We start from the raw sequence: 17996 nt of genomic DNA on the forward strand, positions 1-17996 counted from the left end.
GACCCAGACTACTCAGCCGGACGCCCCTGCACAGGGTGGACGGGGCGCAACGACAGCGCCACGAGGCCGCGGCGTCCCGGGACGCTGGCCTGGGGGGAGCAGGCGGGCGCACCATCGCTCGCGGCCAGCGCGCAGCCGCTGCAGCCGCCGCTGGGGCAGCCCACGGTGAGCAGTTTCGCCTCGATGCGTCCGGCCCGGACCAGGTGGTCGACGGCGGCAGAGACGATGTCGTGGTCGAGCCCGGTCACCGATTCGACCTCAGCGAGCGAGGAGGCCCCCGAAGCGAAAGCCTCCACGACGGCGGCAAGCGGCCTGGCTACCACCACAACTGTCCGATCTGGAAGACGGCCACCGCGAGCGTCCAGGCGACGACCAACTGCATGCCGACCCCGAAGAGGGTCCACCGCCAACCGATCTCCCGCTTCTGTGCGGCAATGGTTGCGACACAGGGCGTGTAGGCCATCAAGAACACCAAGAAGGCCATCACGGCAGGCAAGGGGTGCCCGTGGGAGGAGTCCTCGAAGGCCTGCGTGATCGCGGTACCGAAGTCGCCCGCGTCCTCACCGTCGGCCGGTTCCTCCACCGCGTAGGTCTGCGCCCAGGAACTGATGACGGCCTCCTTGGCCACGAACCCGACCACGAGGGCGGAAGCGGTCTGCCACTGTCCGAACCCCGCAGGCTCGAACACGGGGGCGATGCGCTGCGCGGCCACCCCATAGGCGGAGTCCTGGACGGGCACCTCACCGAAGGCCTCCCCCGCCTGAGTGGGGATGGACTGCAGGAGCCACACCGCGCACACCGTGACGACGATGATCCCCGACGCCGTGCGCAGGAAGCCCCGCAGCCGCATCCAGGCGACGGCCGCCGTCAACCGGGCCGTCGGGACCTGGTAAGGCGGCAAGTCAAGGACGAGAGGCTCGGCGCCCATCGTCCGCCACAGGGTTTTGCGCAGCACCAGCCCGACGCCGATCACCGCGGCGATGGAGGCCAGATACATGACGAACACCACGGTGCCCGCACCGCTGCCGAAGAAGACCGTGCCCACCATGACGTAGACCGTCAGCCGTGCCGTGCAGGAGGTGAAGGGCACGAGCAGCGACGTCAAAATGCGTTGGCGCGGATCGCTCAGGATGCGCGTGGCGGCGATGGCGGGCACGTTGCAGCCAAAACCCACGACCAGCGGGAGGAACGCCTTTCCGGGCAGACCGATGCGGCGCATCAGCCGATCGGTCACGACGGCGGCGCGGGCCATATAGCCCGAATCCTCCAAGATGGCCAACAAGATGAACATCAGCGCCATGAGCGGGACGAACGTCAGCAGCATCCCCACGCCAGCGATGAGGCCGTCCACCACGAGGCCCTGCACCCACGACTCCCCCAAACCGACCGCGGCGAAACCCGCGCGGGCGGCATCGGAGATCGGCCCGGTGAAGAGCGTGTCCAGCCAGTCTTGCAACGGGGCGGCGACGGTCGTGGTGACCTGGAAGACCAGCCACATGACGCCAAGGAAAATGAGGGGCCCGGCGACGGGATGCGTGACGACGCGGTCGATGCGATCCGAACGGCTCACCCGTTCCTCGCCGGTGCGCGCGGTGCCAGCGGAGACCACGTCGGCGATCCAGGCGAACCGCTCGTCCTCCCGTTCCAGGTCATCGGCGGCCTCGGGCATGTCCCGCGGAGCGGGCACCGCTCGGGTCAGCGCCTCGCGCACTGCACGGGTGAGGTTGTCCAAGCCGACGCGGTGGCGCGGGTCCACGACGACAACGGGACAGCCCAATCCTTGCGCCAAGGCGAAGCTGTCCACTTCGACCCCGGCCTGCCGGGCCAGGTCGGTCATCGTGAGCGCGACCACGACTCGGCTGGAGGCTTCTCGCACCTGAGCGACCAGGTAGAGCGAGCGGGCCAGGTGGGCGGCGTCCACGGCCACGACCGTCACGTCGGGGCGCTCAGCGGCGGGCGCCTCGAGCAGGAGTGTGCGGGTGAGTTCCTCATCCGGGCTGAGCGGATCGAGACTGTAGGCCCCGGGCAGGTCGATCAAAGTGAACTCGGTGGCTGTGTTGGCCGCACACCCACCATCGCACTCCTCGCATTGGCACACCTTGTCGCCAGCCCTGAAGCGCCAGGCGCCGCGTCCGACGTCCACCGTGGTGCCCGGCCAGTTTCCCGTGACGGCACGCAGGCCGGTGAGGGCGTTGAACAGCGTCGACTTGCCGACGTTGGGGGCTCCGGCCAGGGCGATGATGGGTGCCCCGGCGACACCTTCACCGCCGGGTTCGCAGCAGGCGGCGCGCACGGTGGGCGCCTTGGGGTTGATGCTGAGTTTGCGGGAGACCTGATCGGTGCTCACGCCATCACCTCCACGGGGAGTTCTGCGAGCACAGCGGCGTCGACCGCGATCCGTCCGCCAGCGACCGAAACGATGCGGCCACCGGAAGCCAACCGCTGGATCAAGCGAACATGGGCACCTCGCCGCAGCCCCAGGCTGGCGAGCCGTCGTGCGGTGGTGCGGTCGGGGTGCGCTCCGGTGAGCAGGAGGGGGACGTCCATCGGGGCGCCTGCGAGAGTCATCGTGTCAGGCACATTGGACAGGCTAACCTCACTTGCCTACTACTGCCAGAAGTACGCGTTTTTTGGCACATATTGCTCGCGCAATGATAGCGAAGCCACGCCGGTGCCCACGGCATCTGCGGTTCACTCGTCCGCGAGGGCCTCCAGGAGCGACTCCTGCACGAACCCCAGCCAGTCGTACAGATCGACCAGTTGTGCACGCGGGTCACGGGCGGGGAGCGCGCTCAACTGGTCGTAGTCGCTGGCCGTCTCCACGCCCAGCCGGACGGCCAACGCCAGCCGCACCCCATTGAGGACGCGGAGCCACGCTTCCACCGCTTCCGGCCCAACGACGACGGCGCCCCCGACCTCACCAATCGGGACCAGCGCGGCACTCACGACCTCGGCGTCCTCGATGCGTCCGCGACGCAGCGCCTCCTGGCTGAACCGGTGATGCTCGCCTGCAGCCGTGGCGTCCTCATAGGCGTCGGGGAACAGACGCGCGATCACCGGATCGGAGCGATCAAGGTCGACTCCGGCCCTGAACTCGGCTGCCCACTGCGCGAACGGATCCTGTTCGTGCGTGACGGGCCCGCTCCCACCCAGGAGATCAGCGACCTGGCCCACCAGCGACGCCAACAGGGCCGCCTCGAACGCCTCGAACGTGGCGACGAGATCGTCACCCTCGCGCACAAAAGGGATCACTGCGCGCGCTCCAGCGTGGCCCACAGGCCGTAGGCGTGCAGCGCAGTGACGTGCTGCTCCATCTCCTCGCGCGTCCCCGTGGCGACGGCGGCCCTGCCCTCGTGGTGCACCCGCAGCATCAACTGCTCCGCCTTCGGCCGGGGAAACCGGAAGTAGGTCACGAACACATGAGTCACATAGCTCATCAAATTGACCGGGTCATCCCACACGATCGTCGTCCACGGCACCGTCGCCTCGACCGCGCTCGCCGGACGCTCGGCCGTCGCCGTCCCGCCCCCCGGGGTCGCGGGCTCCTGCGGTGATGTGGACATGGGGCCATTCTGGCACGCAGTCCAGCACGATCCCTTCAGCGAGGGTGCTGGTCGAGTTGGTCGGCGACCACACCACCAAAGCGCTGGCTGAGGTCGTGGGTCACCCCCGCTGGGTAGAAGTGTCCCGTGACGAAACCCGCCTGCCGGTAGTAGGCCTCCCCCGCTTTCGCGCCGTGATTGACGTCGCCCAACGCGTCATAGCCGTCGTCGGAGAGGGTCCCATCGTCAGCCGCGCCGGTGTACCAGAACATAGGGAAATGGGCTCGCAAGCTGTCGGCGAACGGTCGGGCATCGACGGGATCGGGGCGTCCCCCGCCACCAAACATGATCGCGTCGCCGCCCCGCAGCGTCGAGGAATACAGGGGGAGAAAGAACTGGGTGATGAACTGGCTCCCGCCCGAGTAGCCGACCAGCCAGGTGTTGTCCTTGCCCGGCGCGTACTCCTGGGTGAGGCTGGTGACGAGTTCGTTGGCATAGGCCGCGTTCGCCTCGCCGCTCTCCCACCACGTCTCTCCGCGCTCATCCGGCGACAAGACCGCCACGACGACGTATCCCCGCGAACGGCCCGCCTCGACGATGCCGTTTCGCCCGCCCAGGGAGTAGCTGCTGTCGGGATGGGTGAACTCGTAGGCACCGTCACCGTGGAACTGAAAGATGATCCCGGTCACCGTCTCGGGGCTCAGCCCAGCGGCGAACACGTGGTACTGCGAAGACGTTCCGTCGCTGGCCACGAACGTTTGATCGCGTTTGTCCATCCAGGGGCCCCAGCGGCGATCCGGATGCCACCACTGCCATGGACGCCAGGTGATGGCGATCACACCGATCAGGGCGACCACGAGAAAGCCAGCCACAACAGCGAGAATGTGGCGCGATGACATGGCGGAACCTTCCGGGGGTGCGTCCGTGCAGGAGGTGGTCTCGCTACGGGGACCGCCACCCCATTGTGTCACGCAGGATCCAGACCCCCGCGGGCTGGACCACCCTCACTACACTGCGCTCATGCTGCAGACCACTGCCCTGCTGACCGATCACTATGAACTCACGATGGTGCGCGCGGCACTCGGCTCGGGCACCGCGTTTCGACGTTCGGTCTTCGAACTGTTCGCTCGGCGCCTCCCCGAGGGGCGTCGCTACGGCGTCGTCGCGGGGACCGGCCGTGTCCTGGACGCGTTGGAGAACTTCCGCTTCGACGAAGAGACCATCGCCTTCCTGCGTGAGCACGACGTCGTCAACGATGACCTCGCCACCTGGCTGGCGGACTACCGCTTCAGCGGGGACATCTGGGGCTACCCCGACGGCGAGCTCTACTTCCCGGGTTCCCCCATCATGGTCGTGGAAGGCAGCTTCGCGGAGGCCTGCATCCTCGAAACACTCCTGCTGTCGATCTACAACTACGACTCGGCGGTCGCGTCGGCCGCGTCGCGGATGACCGCGATGGCCGGGCACCGTCCCTGCATCGAGATGGGGTCGCGCCGCACCAACGAGTGGGCGGCCGTCGCCGCCGCACGAGCCGCCTACATCGCTGGGTTCGCCTCCAGTTCCAACCTCGAAGCCGGACGCCTCTATGGCGTCCCGACCGCCGGGACGGCCGCCCACAGTTTCACCCTGCTGCACGACACCGAAGAGGACGCCTTCCGCTCACAGCTGGCCGCGTTGGGCAACGACACCACGTTGCTGGTGGATACCTACGACGTCACTGCGGCCGTCACCTTGGGCGTCGAACTGACGCAAGGGCGCCTCGGCGCGGTCCGCCTCGACTCGGGCGATCTCCTCACACTCGCCGGCGACGTCCGACGCCTGCTGGACTCCCTGGGCGCCGTCAACACCAAGATCATCGTCACCTCCGACCTGGACGAATACCAGATCGCGGCCCTGCGGGCGGCCCCGGTCAACGGCTACGGGGTCGGGACCAGCCTGGTCACCGGGTCGGGGGCTCCCACCTGCGGTTTCGTCTACAAACTGGTCTCGCGCGCCGAGAGCGACCAGGCTGAGGCACCTCTGCTGCCGGTGGCGAAGAAGTCAACCAACAAGACCTCCATCGGGGGCCGGAAGTTCGCACTGCGACGCGTGAGCCCCTCGGGCATCGCCGAGGCCGAAGTGATCGGCATCGGCGCGGCACCGCGCGGCGACAGCAACGATCGACCGCTGCTCCAGCATCTGGTCTCCGGTGGAGAGATCATCGGGCGCGAGCCCCTGTCCGCCGCCCGGGAACGCCATGCGTCCGCGCGGGCGCAACTCCCCAGCGAGGCGTTCAAGATGAGCAAGGGATATCCCGCGATCCTCACCACGGTGCTCGACGCCGAGGGTGAGCAGACCTTCAACCCGTACGCACCACAGGGGTGAGCATGACCAAGGCATTGATCGTCGTCGATGTGCAAAACGACTTCTGCGAGGGCGGTTCGTTGGCCGTCGCAGGCGGAGCGAGCGTTGCCGCGGATATCGCGGCCCTGCTGTCGGGGGATCACGGCTACGACGTGGTGGTGGCCACCCGCGACCACCACGTCGACCCGGGCGCGCACTTCTCCCCCACGCCCGACTTCCGCGACTCCTGGCCCGTCCATTGCGTCGCGGGGACGCCAGGGGCACAGTTTCACCCCGCACTCGGCGCGCCCGCCTTCGACGGCGTGTTCGACAAGGGCGCCTTCTCGGCTGCCTACTCAGGCTTCGAGGGCACCGAGGTGGCGACGCACGCCACGCTGGCTGACTTCCTGCGCAGTCGGGGCGTCACCGAGGTGGACGTGTGCGGCATCGCGACGGACTACTGCGTCAAGGCGACCGCCGTGGACGCGGCCGCAGAGGGGTTCGCCACCACCGTCGTGCTCGGCCTGACTGCAGCCGTCGCCCCCGCGAACCTGCCAGCGGTGCGGCAGGAACTCGCCACCGCCCAGGTCACCGTGCGCTGACGAGCCTTCCTGCCCGCAGGAGCCTGTGCGAGCCTGCGGGCATCGCGACGCTCAGCGACGCCCGACCGACTCGATCCCGAAGCCGTTCATCACCGCAGCCAGGCGCGCGGCCCGCGGCGACGCGAACACCTCCTCCAGCGTGATCGGTCGCCCATCCGGCCCGGACAGGGGGACCCGCCAGTTGGGGTACTCATCAACGGTGCCTGGCTGGTTCTGCGTGCGGTGATCGCCGACGGCGTCGGTGAGCGCCGCGTTGAGCACCCGGGCCGGTGACGCGACGATCCAGCGATGCATGGCGAGGACTTCCTCGTCGATGTTGTCCGCGTCCTCGGGGGCGAGGAACCCTCGCTCGATCAGAGCGTGGCGCCACGTCGCGAAGGTGCGCTGCGCCAGCGCGCACTCTTCTTCGATGCTCTCGGTCAGCAGCCCCAGCCGGTGCTGGAGGCGCACGTGGTCCAACGCCAGGTATCCGGCGGTCGGCGGCATATCGTGGGTGGTCACCGACGCCATGGCGTACTCGCGGTACGCCTCGGGAGGAACCGGATGCCCGTCATCGGTCATCTCGAACCAGGCCACCGAGGTGCCCAGGATGCCGCGATCGCGCAGGTAGTCGCGCACCCACGGTTCGACCGTGCCGAGGTCTTCCCCGACCACCAGTGCCCCCGCACGCTGCGCCTCCAGCATGAGGATGCCGACCATGGCGTCGTGGTTGTAGCGCACGTAGGCGCCCTGCGTGGGCGGCATCCCTTCCGGGATCCACCACAGCCGGAACAGCCCCATGATGTGATCGACGCGAATGCCACCGGAATGGCGCAAAATGCCCTGCACCATCGCCCGGAACGGCTGATAGGACAGTTCCTCCAGGCGATCGGGACGCCAGGGCGCCTGGCCCCAGTCTTGGCCGAGTTGGTTGTAGTGATCGGGCGGAGCGCCGACGCCGATCCCTGAGGCGAACGCATCGCCAAGGACCCACGCCTCGGCGCTGGCATTGCTGACGCCGACCGCGAGATCGTTCATGATCCCGACGCGCATGTTGGCGGCGCGGGCAGCAGACTGCGCCTCGCGAAGCTGGTTGTCGGCCACCCATTGCAGCCAGATGAAGAAGTCGATCTCGCGCGCATTGCGTGCCGCGAAGGCCGCAACCTCCGGTGAACTCGGACGCTGGTACTCCGTCGGCCAGTGGCGCCAGTCCGTGCCGAACTCAGCCGTCACCGCGCACCAGGTCGCGAACTGGGTGAGCATCCTGCCCTCACCGCGAACGAAGTTCTCCTTGGCCATGGTGCGGACCTCGCTGAGGCCCTCGTCGTAGATGACCCGCAACGCGTCCAGCTTGGCGACCCAGATCGGGTTGCGCTGGATCAACTCGGAGCCACTCACCGTCTTCAGCAGGTCGACGCGCAAACGATCAATACGTTCGCGCTTGTGCTGGGACAACGCGGCGTACTCAGGGATCAGTTCGGGGCGAATATAGAGCGGGTTGACGTAGCGTCGGCTGCTGGGCAGGTAGGGGGATGGTTCCAGCGGCGGCACGGGCTGGGCGGCATGCAACGGATTGACCAGCAGGTAGTCGGCGAAGTGTTGGGTTCCCGACCAGGTGGCCAGGTCGGCCAGATCAGCCAGGTCGCCCATCCCCCACGAGCGCTGCGAGCGGACGCTGTACAACTGCGTGGCGTAGCCCCAGATCCGGTGATCGGCCATGGGCTCGGGGAAACCCAGGAATGCCGGGGTGACGACGAGGGTGGCTTCCAGATCGCCCGCCGTCGATTCGAGGTGCACCCGGTGATACCCCAGGGGTAGGTCGCCTGGGATCTCGAAGCTCGCTTCCCCCGTCCACTGCCCGTCAACGTCACGATCCGGGACTGCGTTGTCGACCTGTACCGCGTCGCGGCGTCCGCCCTCCTCAAGACGGATCCAGACGGCGGCTGGTGTTCCGCCCGGTACATGGACGCCGATGACCGCTGGCGTTCCCTGACGCACCACCGTGCAGGGGGGCAGCGCGCGTCGCCACGGGCGGACCTCATGGTCAGCGACGGCGGCGTCGGCGGCCTCGGCCGTGGAAGCGTCGATGCCCATGCCAGCGAGAATGCCGACGACTGTCGCGTCATCAACCTGGGTCAGGCGCCCCTTCCAGTCCCAGAATTCGGTGGAGATCCCGAACGCATCGGCCAGACGCGCAAGTACCGGATTGGTCAGGGGCATAGCCAAACCCTAGCCGTAACCCGGCCCCCGCAATGGCGGCGTACAACGCGAGAGACGGACGCGTCGGCGCCGTCACAAGGAGGTGGCGCCCTCGGGCCCTTCGAACGGTTCGACGAGCCGGCGCAACAGGTCCGCAACGCGGGTGCGTTCCTCGTCGCTGAGCCCCGCCAAGATCGCCTTTTCTCGCGTCACGAGATCGCCGAGCGCCGCCTCGACCAGCTCGCGCCCACCGGGAAGCAGCCGCACCCGGACGGCACGCCGATCGCGCGGGTCGGGAAGCCGTTCGACGAGCCCACGTTCGGTCAGCCGGTCGATGCGATTGGTCATCGTTCCCGACGTGGACAGCGTCTGGGCGATGAGGCGTCCGGGCGACAGTTCGTAAGGAGGACCCTCGCGGCGCAGGGCCGCCAACACGTCGAACTCCCACAGGTCCAGATCGTGCACGGCGAACGCCTCACGGCGCGCCAGATCCAGGTGCCGGGAGAGCCTGTTCACCCGCGACAGCACCGCGAGCGGACTGACGTCGAGATCGGGAACTTCGTGAGCCCAGGCCTGCAGGATCCGATCGACTTCATCGACCACGGGCCGCCCCTTCCTCTGCTAGATCGTGTGCGGAACTCTAGACCAGCCCCGCCGTCGGCCCGCGCGCCACACCCCGCGTGGATGGTGGCCCTGCAGCGGCGGGACACTAGGCCAGCCGGGAGTGGTTCTCCACGAATCCGATCCGGCGAGCGGCCCCGATCGCCGCCAACGCGATGAGCGCCAACGCCGACATTTGCACCCCGAAGACCACGGTGGGTGAGGCCACCGGCGTGAGAGCCGCGTACACCGTGCCCGCGGCCCCGACCAGGAGTGCGTTCCCGGCGGCCTCACCCACTTGCAGCGAACTCCCGTTGCGTCCGATCTCTTCCTCAGACGACAACTGCATGAGCGCCAACGACGTGGAGGCCGTCTGGAGGCCCATCCCGACCCCGGACGCGGTGAACCCGAGCAGGCTCAGCGGCAGGCTCACGGCGGGCAGCCACGCAGAGGTGGCCGTCACGGCCGCGCCCAGGGCGACGCACACCGCACCGGCGATGATGATCTGGTCACGCGAAAGCCGAAGCCAGGGCCGCGCCTGCAGCCAGGAACCCAGCATCCACCCCACGGAGGCGATCGTGATGACGGCACCGGACACGAGCAGGCTGACTCCGCGGGAGGTGAGCATGAGGGGCAGGAAGGACTGCAGACCGAAGAACACCCCCGCGGTGATCAACCGGACCATCACCACCGCCGCCAGCCCCGACACGGCGAGCCGGAAGTCGCGCGGCATAAGCCGGGGCCAGCCGTGGATCAGGCACGCCGCGCCAGGTGCGACCCACAGCAGCGAGGTCCACCCCAGTTCCTGACCGGCGGCCTGAATCAGGGCCAAGCCGACGGCCACCTCGACGGCGGCCAGCAGCGGCACGGGGTTCTCAGGAGCTTCGGTGTCCCCTCGTGGTGGCAGATGACGCAGCCCCGAGGCCATGAACACCAACCCCAACGCGACGAAGGGCAGGATCATCCAAAACACCCAGTGCCACGAGAACTTCTCCGCAACCCATGCGGCCACCCCCGGACCAAGGAAGGCGGGCATCATCCAGCACGCAGAGAACCACGTCATGATCCGGGCGCGCTCGACAGGGTCGTACCCCTGCGCCGTCACCACCAGCAGGCACAGGTTGACCGCACCGCCGCCAAGCCCCTGGACGAACCGGCCCACCAGCAGGACGATCATGGTGGGTGCCAGCGCCGCCACGACTACCCCCGCGGCGAAGACGAACAAGCCGATCAGCAGCGGACGCACCGGGCCGGTGCGATCGACGATGCGTCCCGTCGCGGCGATGGCGAACAACTGCGGGATCATCACCGCCGAGAAGGCCCACGCGTAGAGTTCGGCGTCGCCCAGATCGGCGGCCGCAGCGGGCATCGCCGTCACGACGGCCATCCCTTCGAAGGCGACCGCCGTGATGCAGACGAGCAACCCCAGCGTCAGGGTGCGGCGAGATCGGGACATGGTCATTCATTCCATCACTGCGAGCGCTTAGGATGAAAGGCATGACCCAACTCACGCCGGCTCCCGGTTCGCAGACGGTCGTCGATGAGCGCACCGACTTCCGGCTCGACGAGGGCGATCACGAGCGTTTCAGCCACTACGTCCCCAAGAACAAGCTCACCGAGGCGATGGTGATGGGCACCCCTGTCGTCGCCCTGTGCGGCAAGGTCTGGGTGCCCAGCCGCAACCCCGAGAAGTTCCCCGTGTGCCCCGAGTGCAAGGAGATCTGGGAGACGTTCTCCTCCGGGGACAAGAACGGCGGTGGCCAGGAGTCATGACCGCGGAGCGGACGCTGGTGCTCATGCGGCACGCGAAGTCGTCGTGGAAGACCAACGATCCGGATCTGGCGCGGCCGCTGAGCCCCCGGGGAACACGTGACGCCGTCGTCGCCGGTCAGATCCTCGCACCGCTCCCCTTCGATCTGGTGTTGGTCTCCCCCGCGGCCCGCGCCCAGCAAACCTGGCAAACCCTGCAGATGGGCGGTGCGGGCGCGGCGCAGGTCGTGACCGTGGACGCCCTCTATCACGCACGGACGCCAGGCTTGATCGCTGCCTTGCACCAACTCCCCGAGCAGGCCCACCGGGTGCTGGTGATCGGTCACGAGCCGACGCTCAGCGACACCATCGTGACGGTGGCAGCACCGTCGCCGTCGCGGGACGCGGTCGCCTCCCGGTTCCCCACCAGCGGCATCGTGGTGCTGTCGGTGCCCACGGCGTGGGATGCCTTGGGCTCCCAGAGCACGACCATCGCCGCCTATGAGGTGCCTCGCGGATGACAGACGGCTGGTACGACCTCATCGGTTATGCCGGGGCGGCTTTCGTCCTGGTGTCGCTCGCTGTGCGTTCGGAGATCCGCAAGGGTTGGCTGTGGATCGTCGGCTCGGTTTGCCTCCTGCTGTATGGCGTCGTGATCGGGGCCTGGCCTGTCGCGCTCGTCACCGCGGTCCTGGCCGTCGTCTGGGTAGGCCGCCTGCGCCGTGAACTTGGCCCCGACACGCACTTCGTCGCAGTCCCCCTCGACCCCGACTCGCCCTTCCTCGCGGACTACGTGGGCGGCAATGCAGGCGAGATCGCCAACAGCCAGCCCGACTACCACCCGGACCCTCACGACACGTTCGTGCGGCTCATCAGCCGCGACGGGCTGCCCGCCGGGGTCCTCATCGGTGAGCCTGCGGGCAAAGAACTCCTTATCAAGCTCGACTATGTTTCCCCGGCCTATCGCGACAGCGCCCAGGCCCGCTGGATGTTTGGGCGCGGCCGTAGCGTGTTCACCGAGGCAGGCTTCACCAGGCTGGTCGCGAACGCCCACACCACCGTGCACCGCAACTATCTCGAATTGCTCGGCTTCCACCGCGAGGGCGGCTCCTACGTCCTCGACCTCACTTAGGCCCGCCTCACCCGCTCAGTAGCGGTACGCGTCCGCCTTGTACGGGCCCTCCACCGGGACGCCCAGGTAGCTGGCCTGGCGTTCGCTGAGCGTCGTCAGGCGCACACCGAGGGCGTCCAAGTGCAGCCGGGCGACCTCCTCGTCCAGATGCTTGGGCAGGGTATACACCCCGACCGGGTAGGCGTCCGGTTGGGTGAACAGTTCCACCTGAGCCAGCACCTGGTTGGTGAAGCTGTTGCTCATCACAAAGCTCGGATGGCCGGTCGCGTTGCCAAGGTTCAGCAGGCGGCCCTCGCTGAGCACGATGACACCATGCCCGTCGGGAAAGACCCACTGATCGACCTGCGGCTTGATGCGGTGCCGTTCCACCCCCGCGGTGGCCTCCAGGCCAGCCATGTCGATCTCGTTGTCGAAGTGCCCGATGTTCCCGACGATCGCATTGTGCTTCATCGACGCCATGTGCGCCGCCGTCACCACGTCGCGGCATCCGGTAGCGGTGACGATGATGTCGGCGTTGCCCACCACATCGTCCAGCACGGCCACCTGGTAGCCGTCCATGGCCGCCTGGAGCGCGCAGATGGGATCGATCTCGGTGACGATGACGCGCGCGCCCTGACCGGCCAGGCTCTCAGCGCAGCCCTTGCCCACGTCGCCGTAGCCGCACACCACCGCGACCTTGCCGCCGATGAGGACGTCCGTGGCGCGGTTGATCCCGTCGATCAGGGAGTGGCGGCAGCCGTACTTGTTGTCGAACTTCGACTTGGTGACCGAATCGTTGACGTTGATCGCCGGGAAGAGGAGCGCTCCGTCGCGCTCCATCTCATACAACCGGTGGACGCCGGTGGTGGTCTCCTCGGTGACGCCGCGGATGCTGGCCGCCAGGGTTGCGAAATCCAGCGTCGAGGCGCGCAACGTGTCCAAGATCACGCCGTACTCCGCAGAGTCGCCGGGCTGAGCGGACGGCACCTGCCCGGCCCGGGAGAACTCCAGGCCCTTGTGGACGAACAGTGTCGCGTCCCCGCCGTCGTCGAGGATCATCGTCGGCTGCTGCCCGGTCGGCCACGTCAGGATCTGCTCGGTGCACCACCAGTACTCCGGCAGTGACTCCCCCTTCCAGGCGAACACGGGGACGCCCTGCGGATCCGACGGCGTGCCATCACGGCCCACCACGACCGCCGCGGCCGCATGATCTTGGGTGGAGAAGATGTTGCAGGAGGCCCAGCGCACCTGGGCGCCCAACTCGATCAGCGTCTCGATGAGGACCGCAGTCTGAACCGTCATGTGGAGGCTGCCCGCGATGCGCGCGCCCGCCAGCGGCTTGGTAGCGCCGTAGCGCTGACGCATGGCCATCAGGCCAGGCATCTCGTGTTCGGCCAAGGTGATTTCCTTGCGGCCGAACTCGGCGAGGGACAGGTCAGCGACGCGGTACTCCACGTCGGGGAGCCTACCGCGCCCGCGGCGAGCCGGACCGGTGGTGGTATCGGCTGGACGCGGGCATCCCAACCGGAGAACACGCCCCTCGCGCCGTGTCGGAGGTGCCCGTTAGGGTCTCCTGCACGGGCCCCGCCACACTCCCGCAGGGCCCACGCCGACGAAGGGTGAGGAATGCGCACTTTTAGCCTGGTCGAGGGAACCTCGGACAAGTTCTGGAGCATCGACGTCGTCGACGCGTCCGTCACGGTCAACTACGGCCGGACGGGGACCAACGGGCAGACCAAGACGACGCAGTACGACTCCGCCGCTAAGGCAACGGCAGAGGCGGAGAAGCTGATCGCGTCCAAAGTGCGCAAGGGCTACGTCGAGGGCACCGCGACGGGCACCCTCACCCCCGTCACCCCGACCGTGTCCGCGCATAAGGCCCCGGTCATCGACGCGGCACCACAGGCGTCCACCACCCCCACGGCGACGCCCCCAGCTACCTCTGGCGACACGCCCATCGCAGTACCTGCTCCCCCGTGGGACACCCCCGATGAGCTCACGATCACGCCCACCGCCTTAGAAGAGGCCCTGATGCGGGGCGAACCGTTCCCCCTGAATCGCCTCGACGAACCCTTTGACCCGGCCCCACTGCGCGCCTGGTTGCAGCGCAACACCATCGAGGTGGATCAGTACCGCCACACCCTCGTCTTCCTCTCACTCCCCTTCGAGGGGGTCCCCTCGGCACCGGCGGCGGCCTGGTGGCTGCAGTTCGCCCGCAAACGCCGCATGTCATCCAACTCGGGCCACTACTCCACGCCCACGCTGCGCGAGCGACTCGACTTCGCCGACGCCGATTACGCCAGCGGCCCCGGCGATCTGAGCGCCTCCTGGGACGCCTATGACCTTCCCCCCAGCCTTCTGGTCGGGAGCTTGCTCGCCTTCCTGGAGCCCCGTCAGGTGCTGACCTTTCTGTTGCCGGGGCGTTCCTTGATGCACGACGGCTGGGAGGACCTCCTGCCCGTGCTGCGTGCCAGCGTCACCCCGTGGCTCGCGCCCCACGACCGGGTTGTGCCGCCGATCCCCGAACCCTCCTACTCCCCTCAGCTTCGCCCCCGCGAGTGGCGCACCGTCACCCAACTGCTCGCCAGCGCGATCCTGTTCGGGAACCAGGAGGCCATCATCGCCGCTTACGAGGAAGCTCTCGCCGCTCCGGTGCAGCCCCCCACCAGCGGCCTGACGCTGGCCGCCGTATCCGGCATCTCCGACCCACAGGAGCGCCTGCGTCGCCTCCAGGGCGTCGACCTGGGGTACGACCCCGCCACCGCGCGGGGCACCGTGATCTTCGGCGGGCGACGGGCCATCCCGCTGGTGGTGGCTGGCCTGGATCAGGAGTTCATGGACAAGCCGCGCGTCGCTGGCGTCGTACGACTGCTGGGTGCCACGGCGACCGGGCCGGGGCTCGTCTCCACCATGCTCGGCCTCACCGGGCACCTACGCGCGAAAAGCGAAGCCGTCGCCTGGCTGGCGTCACACCCCCAGGAGTTGGCCAACAGTTCGGCCACCCCCACGGCTGCGCAGCGCGACACGCTGACCGCGATCGTCCGCGACGCCATCGCCCAGAACCCCGACGTGTACGGTCCCGCTCCGGCCAACCCGGCCCTGGTCTCGATCCTGGCCGAGTTGGCCGCCGAGGCGGCCCTGCCCACCCTGGACGCCGACGCGGCACCGGCGTGGTTCCGCGAGGCGCTGGCCCGTGAAGAGGCGTTGCCCGTCGAGGAGGGTGGCCTCAAGATTCCCACCAAGACCCCCACGTGGGCCCAGCCCTCGGCGCTACCCCCGCTGGTCGTGGCGGGTGCCCGGTTGGACGCAGCCCTCACCACCGCCGTCCTCGCGTCCGCCGCGCGCGGGGCCAATGTGACCACACGCACCCCACGTCCCCTCGTCGCCGCCGTACGCGATCACATGACCGGCAAGGATCGCGACGCGTTCGCCGTCCCGCTGCTGCAGGCCTACCTGACCAGCGGCGCCAAACCCGCCGACCGGGCCTACTTCGTCGCCGCTGGCTACCTGGGCGCCGAAGGTCTCGCTTTTGCCCTGGCGCCCCTGGTGCGCGAGTGGCCTGGGCAGTCGCAGCATCAACGAGCTGTCTTGGGCTTGGAGGTGTTGGCCGCAACCGGGACGACCGCGGCACTGCAGGCCATCTCCGGGATCGCGAACAAGTCGAAGTTCAAGGGGGTGCAGAAGGCCGCCCAGGAGGCCCTGGCCAAGCTCGCTGCCCTCCAGGGGCTCACCGTTGACCAATTGGAGGATCGGGTTGTCCCCGATGCGGATCTCGACGCCCACGGCGTCCGGGTCCTGACCTATGGCCCGCGTTCCTTCCGGGTGTCGTTGTCGCCCCAGGGCAAGGCGGTCGTGCGCGATCTGGGCCCCGACGGTCGCCCCACCGGCAAGCCGCGCACCGCCCTGCCTGCCCCCAACAGCCGCGACGACGCCGACGCCGCAGCGCTGGCCAAGGCCGAGTTCGCGGTCCTGCGCAAGCAGCTCACCGAGGTGTCCAAGATCCAAACCGCGCGTCTGGAGAAGGCCCTGGTCACGGGCCGCACCTGGTCGGCGGAGGAGCACCGGACCCTGGTGGCTCAGCATCCGGTGCTCAATGCCTTGATCCGGCCCTTGGTGTGGCAGGTCAGTTCGGCCGGGCACCCCCGAGCCCTGGTTCGGGTGAGTGAGGATCACGAGTACCTCGACGTCGCCGAAGACACCGTCACCCTCCCCGACGACGCCACCCTCGCGCTGGCGCACCCACTGAATCTCAGCGAGGCCGAGCGGGACGCTTGGCGGGCTCACCTGGTGGATTTCGATTTGGTTGCCCCGCTGGATCAACTGGATCGCCCGGTGTTCGGGCTGCCTGCCGGTCAGACGGGCATCACCTTGGCCGGTCTCCCCACCGGGCTCTTCAACCCAGGCACGCTGGTCTCGACGCTGGAGCGTCATGGCTGGCGGCGGGGCACCCCTGCCGACGCCGGCGTTGTGCATTACCTGTGGCTGCCCTTTGAGAGCCTCGGTTTGGCGGTCGCGCTCGGGATCGACGACGGCCTGTGGACCGGCATGATTCTCGAATCCGGCGACCAGAAACTCGATCGGGCCCTGCTGGGTCCCTTCAAGCAGGTGGAGTCGCTGTTGTACCTCGACGACCGGGGCGTCGACTGGCAGCCGTGGGAGAGCGCACCGCCCGTTCTCGTCTCTGAAGTCCGCCGCTCGCTGGCCGCACTCGAGGAGAAGATGGCGTGAGCACAGACCCGGGCACCCCGTCCGCTCGCGTGTCCGAGCCGGGGGGTTCCGCCCCCGAGGCGGGGGCGCTGCAGCGTCCCTCGGCGGAGACGCTGCACGCCGCCGAACTGGCCGCGCTGGCTGAGCGTGACGCCCGGACGGGCGCGCTCGTTCCGACCGGTTGGGCGTTGTCACCGCAGGCGGTCGTCGACTTCGTCATCGGGGATCCCCGGCATGGCATCACGGCCAAGTTCGTGGGTGAGCGGGCCTTCGTGGAGCGCTGTGTGGTGGCGTTGGCCACCCATCGAGGCCTCATGCTGATCGGTGAACCGGGGACGGCGAAGTCCTACTTGTCTGAACTGCTCGCCGCCGCCGTCTCGGGTGATTCCACGTTGACTGTGCAGGGGTCCGCCTCCACCACCGACGACGCCATCAAGTACTCCTGGAACTACGCCTTGCTGTTGGATCGTGGCCCCAGCCTGGAGGCGCTCGTCCCGGCCCCGGTGCACCGAGGGATGAGCCAGGGCAAGGTGGTCCGCTTCGAGGAGATCACCCGCTGCCCGATCGAGATCCAAGACTCGCTGCTGTCGATCCTGTCTGATCGGGTGCTGACCGTTCCGGAGTTGTCCGGTCCGGACCGCGTGCTCCATGCCCGCAAGGGGTTCTCCGTCATCGCGACGGCGAACACGCGCGACCGTGGCGTCAACGAGATGTCGGCGGCGCTGAAGCGCCGGTTCAACTTCGAGACGGTCCGCCCGATCCGCGATCACGCACGCGAGGTGGCATTGGTCCAGCAGCAGTCCGATGCCGCCCTGGCCGCCGCCGGGTTGGCGGTGCGCGTGCCCGCGGATCTGACCGATGTGCTGGTCACGGCCTTCCATGAACTGCGCACCGGGCGCGCTGGCGATGGAACTCCGGTGGAGCAGTTGTCCACGGCCATGTCGACTGCCGAAGCGGTGTCGGTCGCGGTGACGGCCGGGCTACGTGCGGCCTGGTTCAGCGGGGGTGCCCCCACCGGCACCGATCTGATCGAGGCCCTGGTGGGGACCGCGTTGAAGGACGAACCGGAAGATCTGTCTCGCCTGCGGAGCTACTTCTCCCGTGTCGTCGCCTCGCGTACCTCGGGCCGCGCCGGGGCGCGTTGGCGCGAGCTGTACGCGGCCCGCCAGCGCCTGTTGGAGTGAC

Annotated in this window: 17 protein-coding genes; 7 read left to right on the forward strand and 10 right to left on the reverse strand. The window is 68.5% G+C overall.

The genetic code is table 11. The annotated features are described in order from the left end of the window. Positions 1-8: 8 nt before the first annotated feature. The 6 genes from C1706_RS09625 to C1706_RS09650 all read right to left on the reverse strand — a co-directional run bounded on the left by C1706_RS09625 (position 9) and on the right by C1706_RS09650 (position 4441). Positions 9-323 (reverse strand): FeoC-like transcriptional regulator, encoded by a 315-nt coding sequence (locus C1706_RS09625; RefSeq protein ID WP_129459024.1) that lies wholly within the window; start codon positions 321-323, stop codon positions 9-11. Next, a complete protein-coding gene (gene feoB, locus C1706_RS09630; RefSeq protein WP_206661077.1) occupies positions 317-2347 on the reverse strand; it encodes a ferrous iron transport protein B in 2031 nt (676 codons plus the stop codon). Before feoB ends, C1706_RS09625 begins: the two co-directional genes overlap by 7 nt. Beyond that, positions 2344-2580 carry a ferrous iron transport protein A gene (locus C1706_RS09635; protein WP_206661078.1) on the reverse strand — a complete coding sequence of 79 codons (237 nt, stop codon included), beginning with the start codon at positions 2578-2580 and terminating at the stop codon, positions 2344-2346. Before C1706_RS09635 ends, feoB begins: the two co-directional genes overlap by 4 nt. A 111-nt stretch (positions 2581-2691) precedes the next feature. Next, on the reverse strand, positions 2692-3240 hold the full coding sequence (locus C1706_RS09640; RefSeq protein WP_164987507.1) for a DUF2017 domain-containing protein: 549 nt from the start codon (positions 3238-3240) through the stop codon (positions 2692-2694). Between the two features lie 8 nt (positions 3241-3248). Further along, positions 3249-3563 carry an ATP-dependent Clp protease adapter ClpS gene (gene clpS / locus C1706_RS09645; RefSeq protein WP_129459026.1) on the reverse strand — a complete coding sequence of 105 codons (315 nt, stop codon included), beginning with the start codon at positions 3561-3563 and terminating at the stop codon, positions 3249-3251. A gap of 35 nt (positions 3564-3598) precedes the next feature. Continuing rightward, on the reverse strand, positions 3599-4441 hold the full coding sequence (locus tag C1706_RS09650; protein ID WP_129459027.1) for a hypothetical protein: 843 nt from the start codon (positions 4439-4441) through the stop codon (positions 3599-3601). Between the two features lie 121 nt (positions 4442-4562). On the opposite strand from C1706_RS09650, the gene C1706_RS09655 reads away from it, so the two are divergent. After that, on the forward strand, positions 4563-5906 hold the full coding sequence (locus tag C1706_RS09655) for a nicotinate phosphoribosyltransferase (protein WP_129459028.1): 1344 nt from the start codon (positions 4563-4565) through the stop codon (positions 5904-5906). Between the two features lie 2 nt (positions 5907-5908). Further along, positions 5909-6466 carry an isochorismatase family protein gene (locus C1706_RS09660; RefSeq protein WP_129459029.1) on the forward strand — a complete coding sequence of 186 codons (558 nt, stop codon included), beginning with the start codon at positions 5909-5911 and terminating at the stop codon, positions 6464-6466. A 51-nt stretch (positions 6467-6517) separates the two neighbouring features. Here C1706_RS09660 and malQ read toward each other — a convergent pair whose 3' ends face one another. The 3 genes from malQ to C1706_RS09675 form a co-directional block, all read right to left on the reverse strand. Beyond that, positions 6518-8665: a 4-alpha-glucanotransferase gene (malQ, locus tag C1706_RS09665; protein WP_129459030.1), complete on the reverse strand. Its 2148-nt coding sequence runs from the start codon at positions 8663-8665 to the stop codon at positions 6518-6520. Positions 8666-8737: 72 nt separating this feature from the next. After that, positions 8738-9247 (reverse strand): MarR family winged helix-turn-helix transcriptional regulator, encoded by a 510-nt coding sequence (locus C1706_RS09670; protein ID WP_129459031.1) that lies wholly within the window; start codon positions 9245-9247, stop codon positions 8738-8740. A gap of 106 nt (positions 9248-9353) precedes the next feature. Beyond that, entirely contained in the window at positions 9354-10700 is a 1347-nt protein-coding gene (locus C1706_RS09675) for an MFS transporter (RefSeq protein ID WP_164987508.1), read from the reverse strand. A gap of 41 nt (positions 10701-10741) precedes the next feature. On the opposite strand from C1706_RS09675, the gene C1706_RS09680 reads away from it, so the two are divergent. From C1706_RS09680 to C1706_RS09690, 3 genes are read left to right on the forward strand one after another with little or no spacing between them, the layout of a single operon-like run. Continuing rightward, positions 10742-11017 carry a DUF3039 domain-containing protein gene (locus C1706_RS09680; protein ID WP_129459033.1) on the forward strand — a complete coding sequence of 92 codons (276 nt, stop codon included), beginning with the start codon at positions 10742-10744 and terminating at the stop codon, positions 11015-11017. Beyond that, the gene (locus C1706_RS09685) at positions 11014-11514 is read left to right on the forward strand and encodes a SixA phosphatase family protein (protein WP_129459034.1); all 501 of its coding nucleotides are present in this window, start codon (positions 11014-11016) and stop codon (positions 11512-11514) included. The genes C1706_RS09680 and C1706_RS09685 overlap by 4 nt, the downstream gene beginning before the upstream one ends. Then, a complete protein-coding gene (locus C1706_RS09690) occupies positions 11511-12125 on the forward strand; it encodes a hypothetical protein (protein ID WP_129459035.1) in 615 nt (204 codons plus the stop codon). Before C1706_RS09685 ends, C1706_RS09690 begins: the two co-directional genes overlap by 4 nt. Before the next feature lie 15 nt (positions 12126-12140). On the opposite strand, the gene ahcY is transcribed toward C1706_RS09690, so the two are convergent. Further along, on the reverse strand, positions 12141-13559 hold the full coding sequence (gene ahcY / locus C1706_RS09695) for an adenosylhomocysteinase (protein ID WP_129459036.1): 1419 nt from the start codon (positions 13557-13559) through the stop codon (positions 12141-12143). 171 nt (positions 13560-13730) lie between these two features. Here ahcY and C1706_RS09700 point away from each other — a divergent pair, with 171 nt between their 5' ends. Together C1706_RS09700 and C1706_RS09705 are read left to right on the forward strand one after the other, a co-directional pair. Continuing rightward, positions 13731-16832, forward strand: a complete 3102-nt coding sequence (locus C1706_RS09700) for a DUF4132 domain-containing protein (protein ID WP_129459037.1) — start codon at positions 13731-13733, stop codon at positions 16830-16832. Continuing rightward, a complete protein-coding gene (locus C1706_RS09705) occupies positions 16829-17995 on the forward strand; it encodes an ATP-binding protein (RefSeq protein ID WP_241653519.1) in 1167 nt (388 codons plus the stop codon). The genes C1706_RS09700 and C1706_RS09705 overlap by 4 nt, the downstream gene beginning before the upstream one ends. Position 17996: the final 1 nt, after the last annotated feature.

It is taken from the genome of Propioniciclava flava (genome assembly GCF_004126535.1).
GTDB lineage: Bacteria > Actinomycetota > Actinomycetes > Propionibacteriales > Propionibacteriaceae > Propioniciclava > Propioniciclava flava.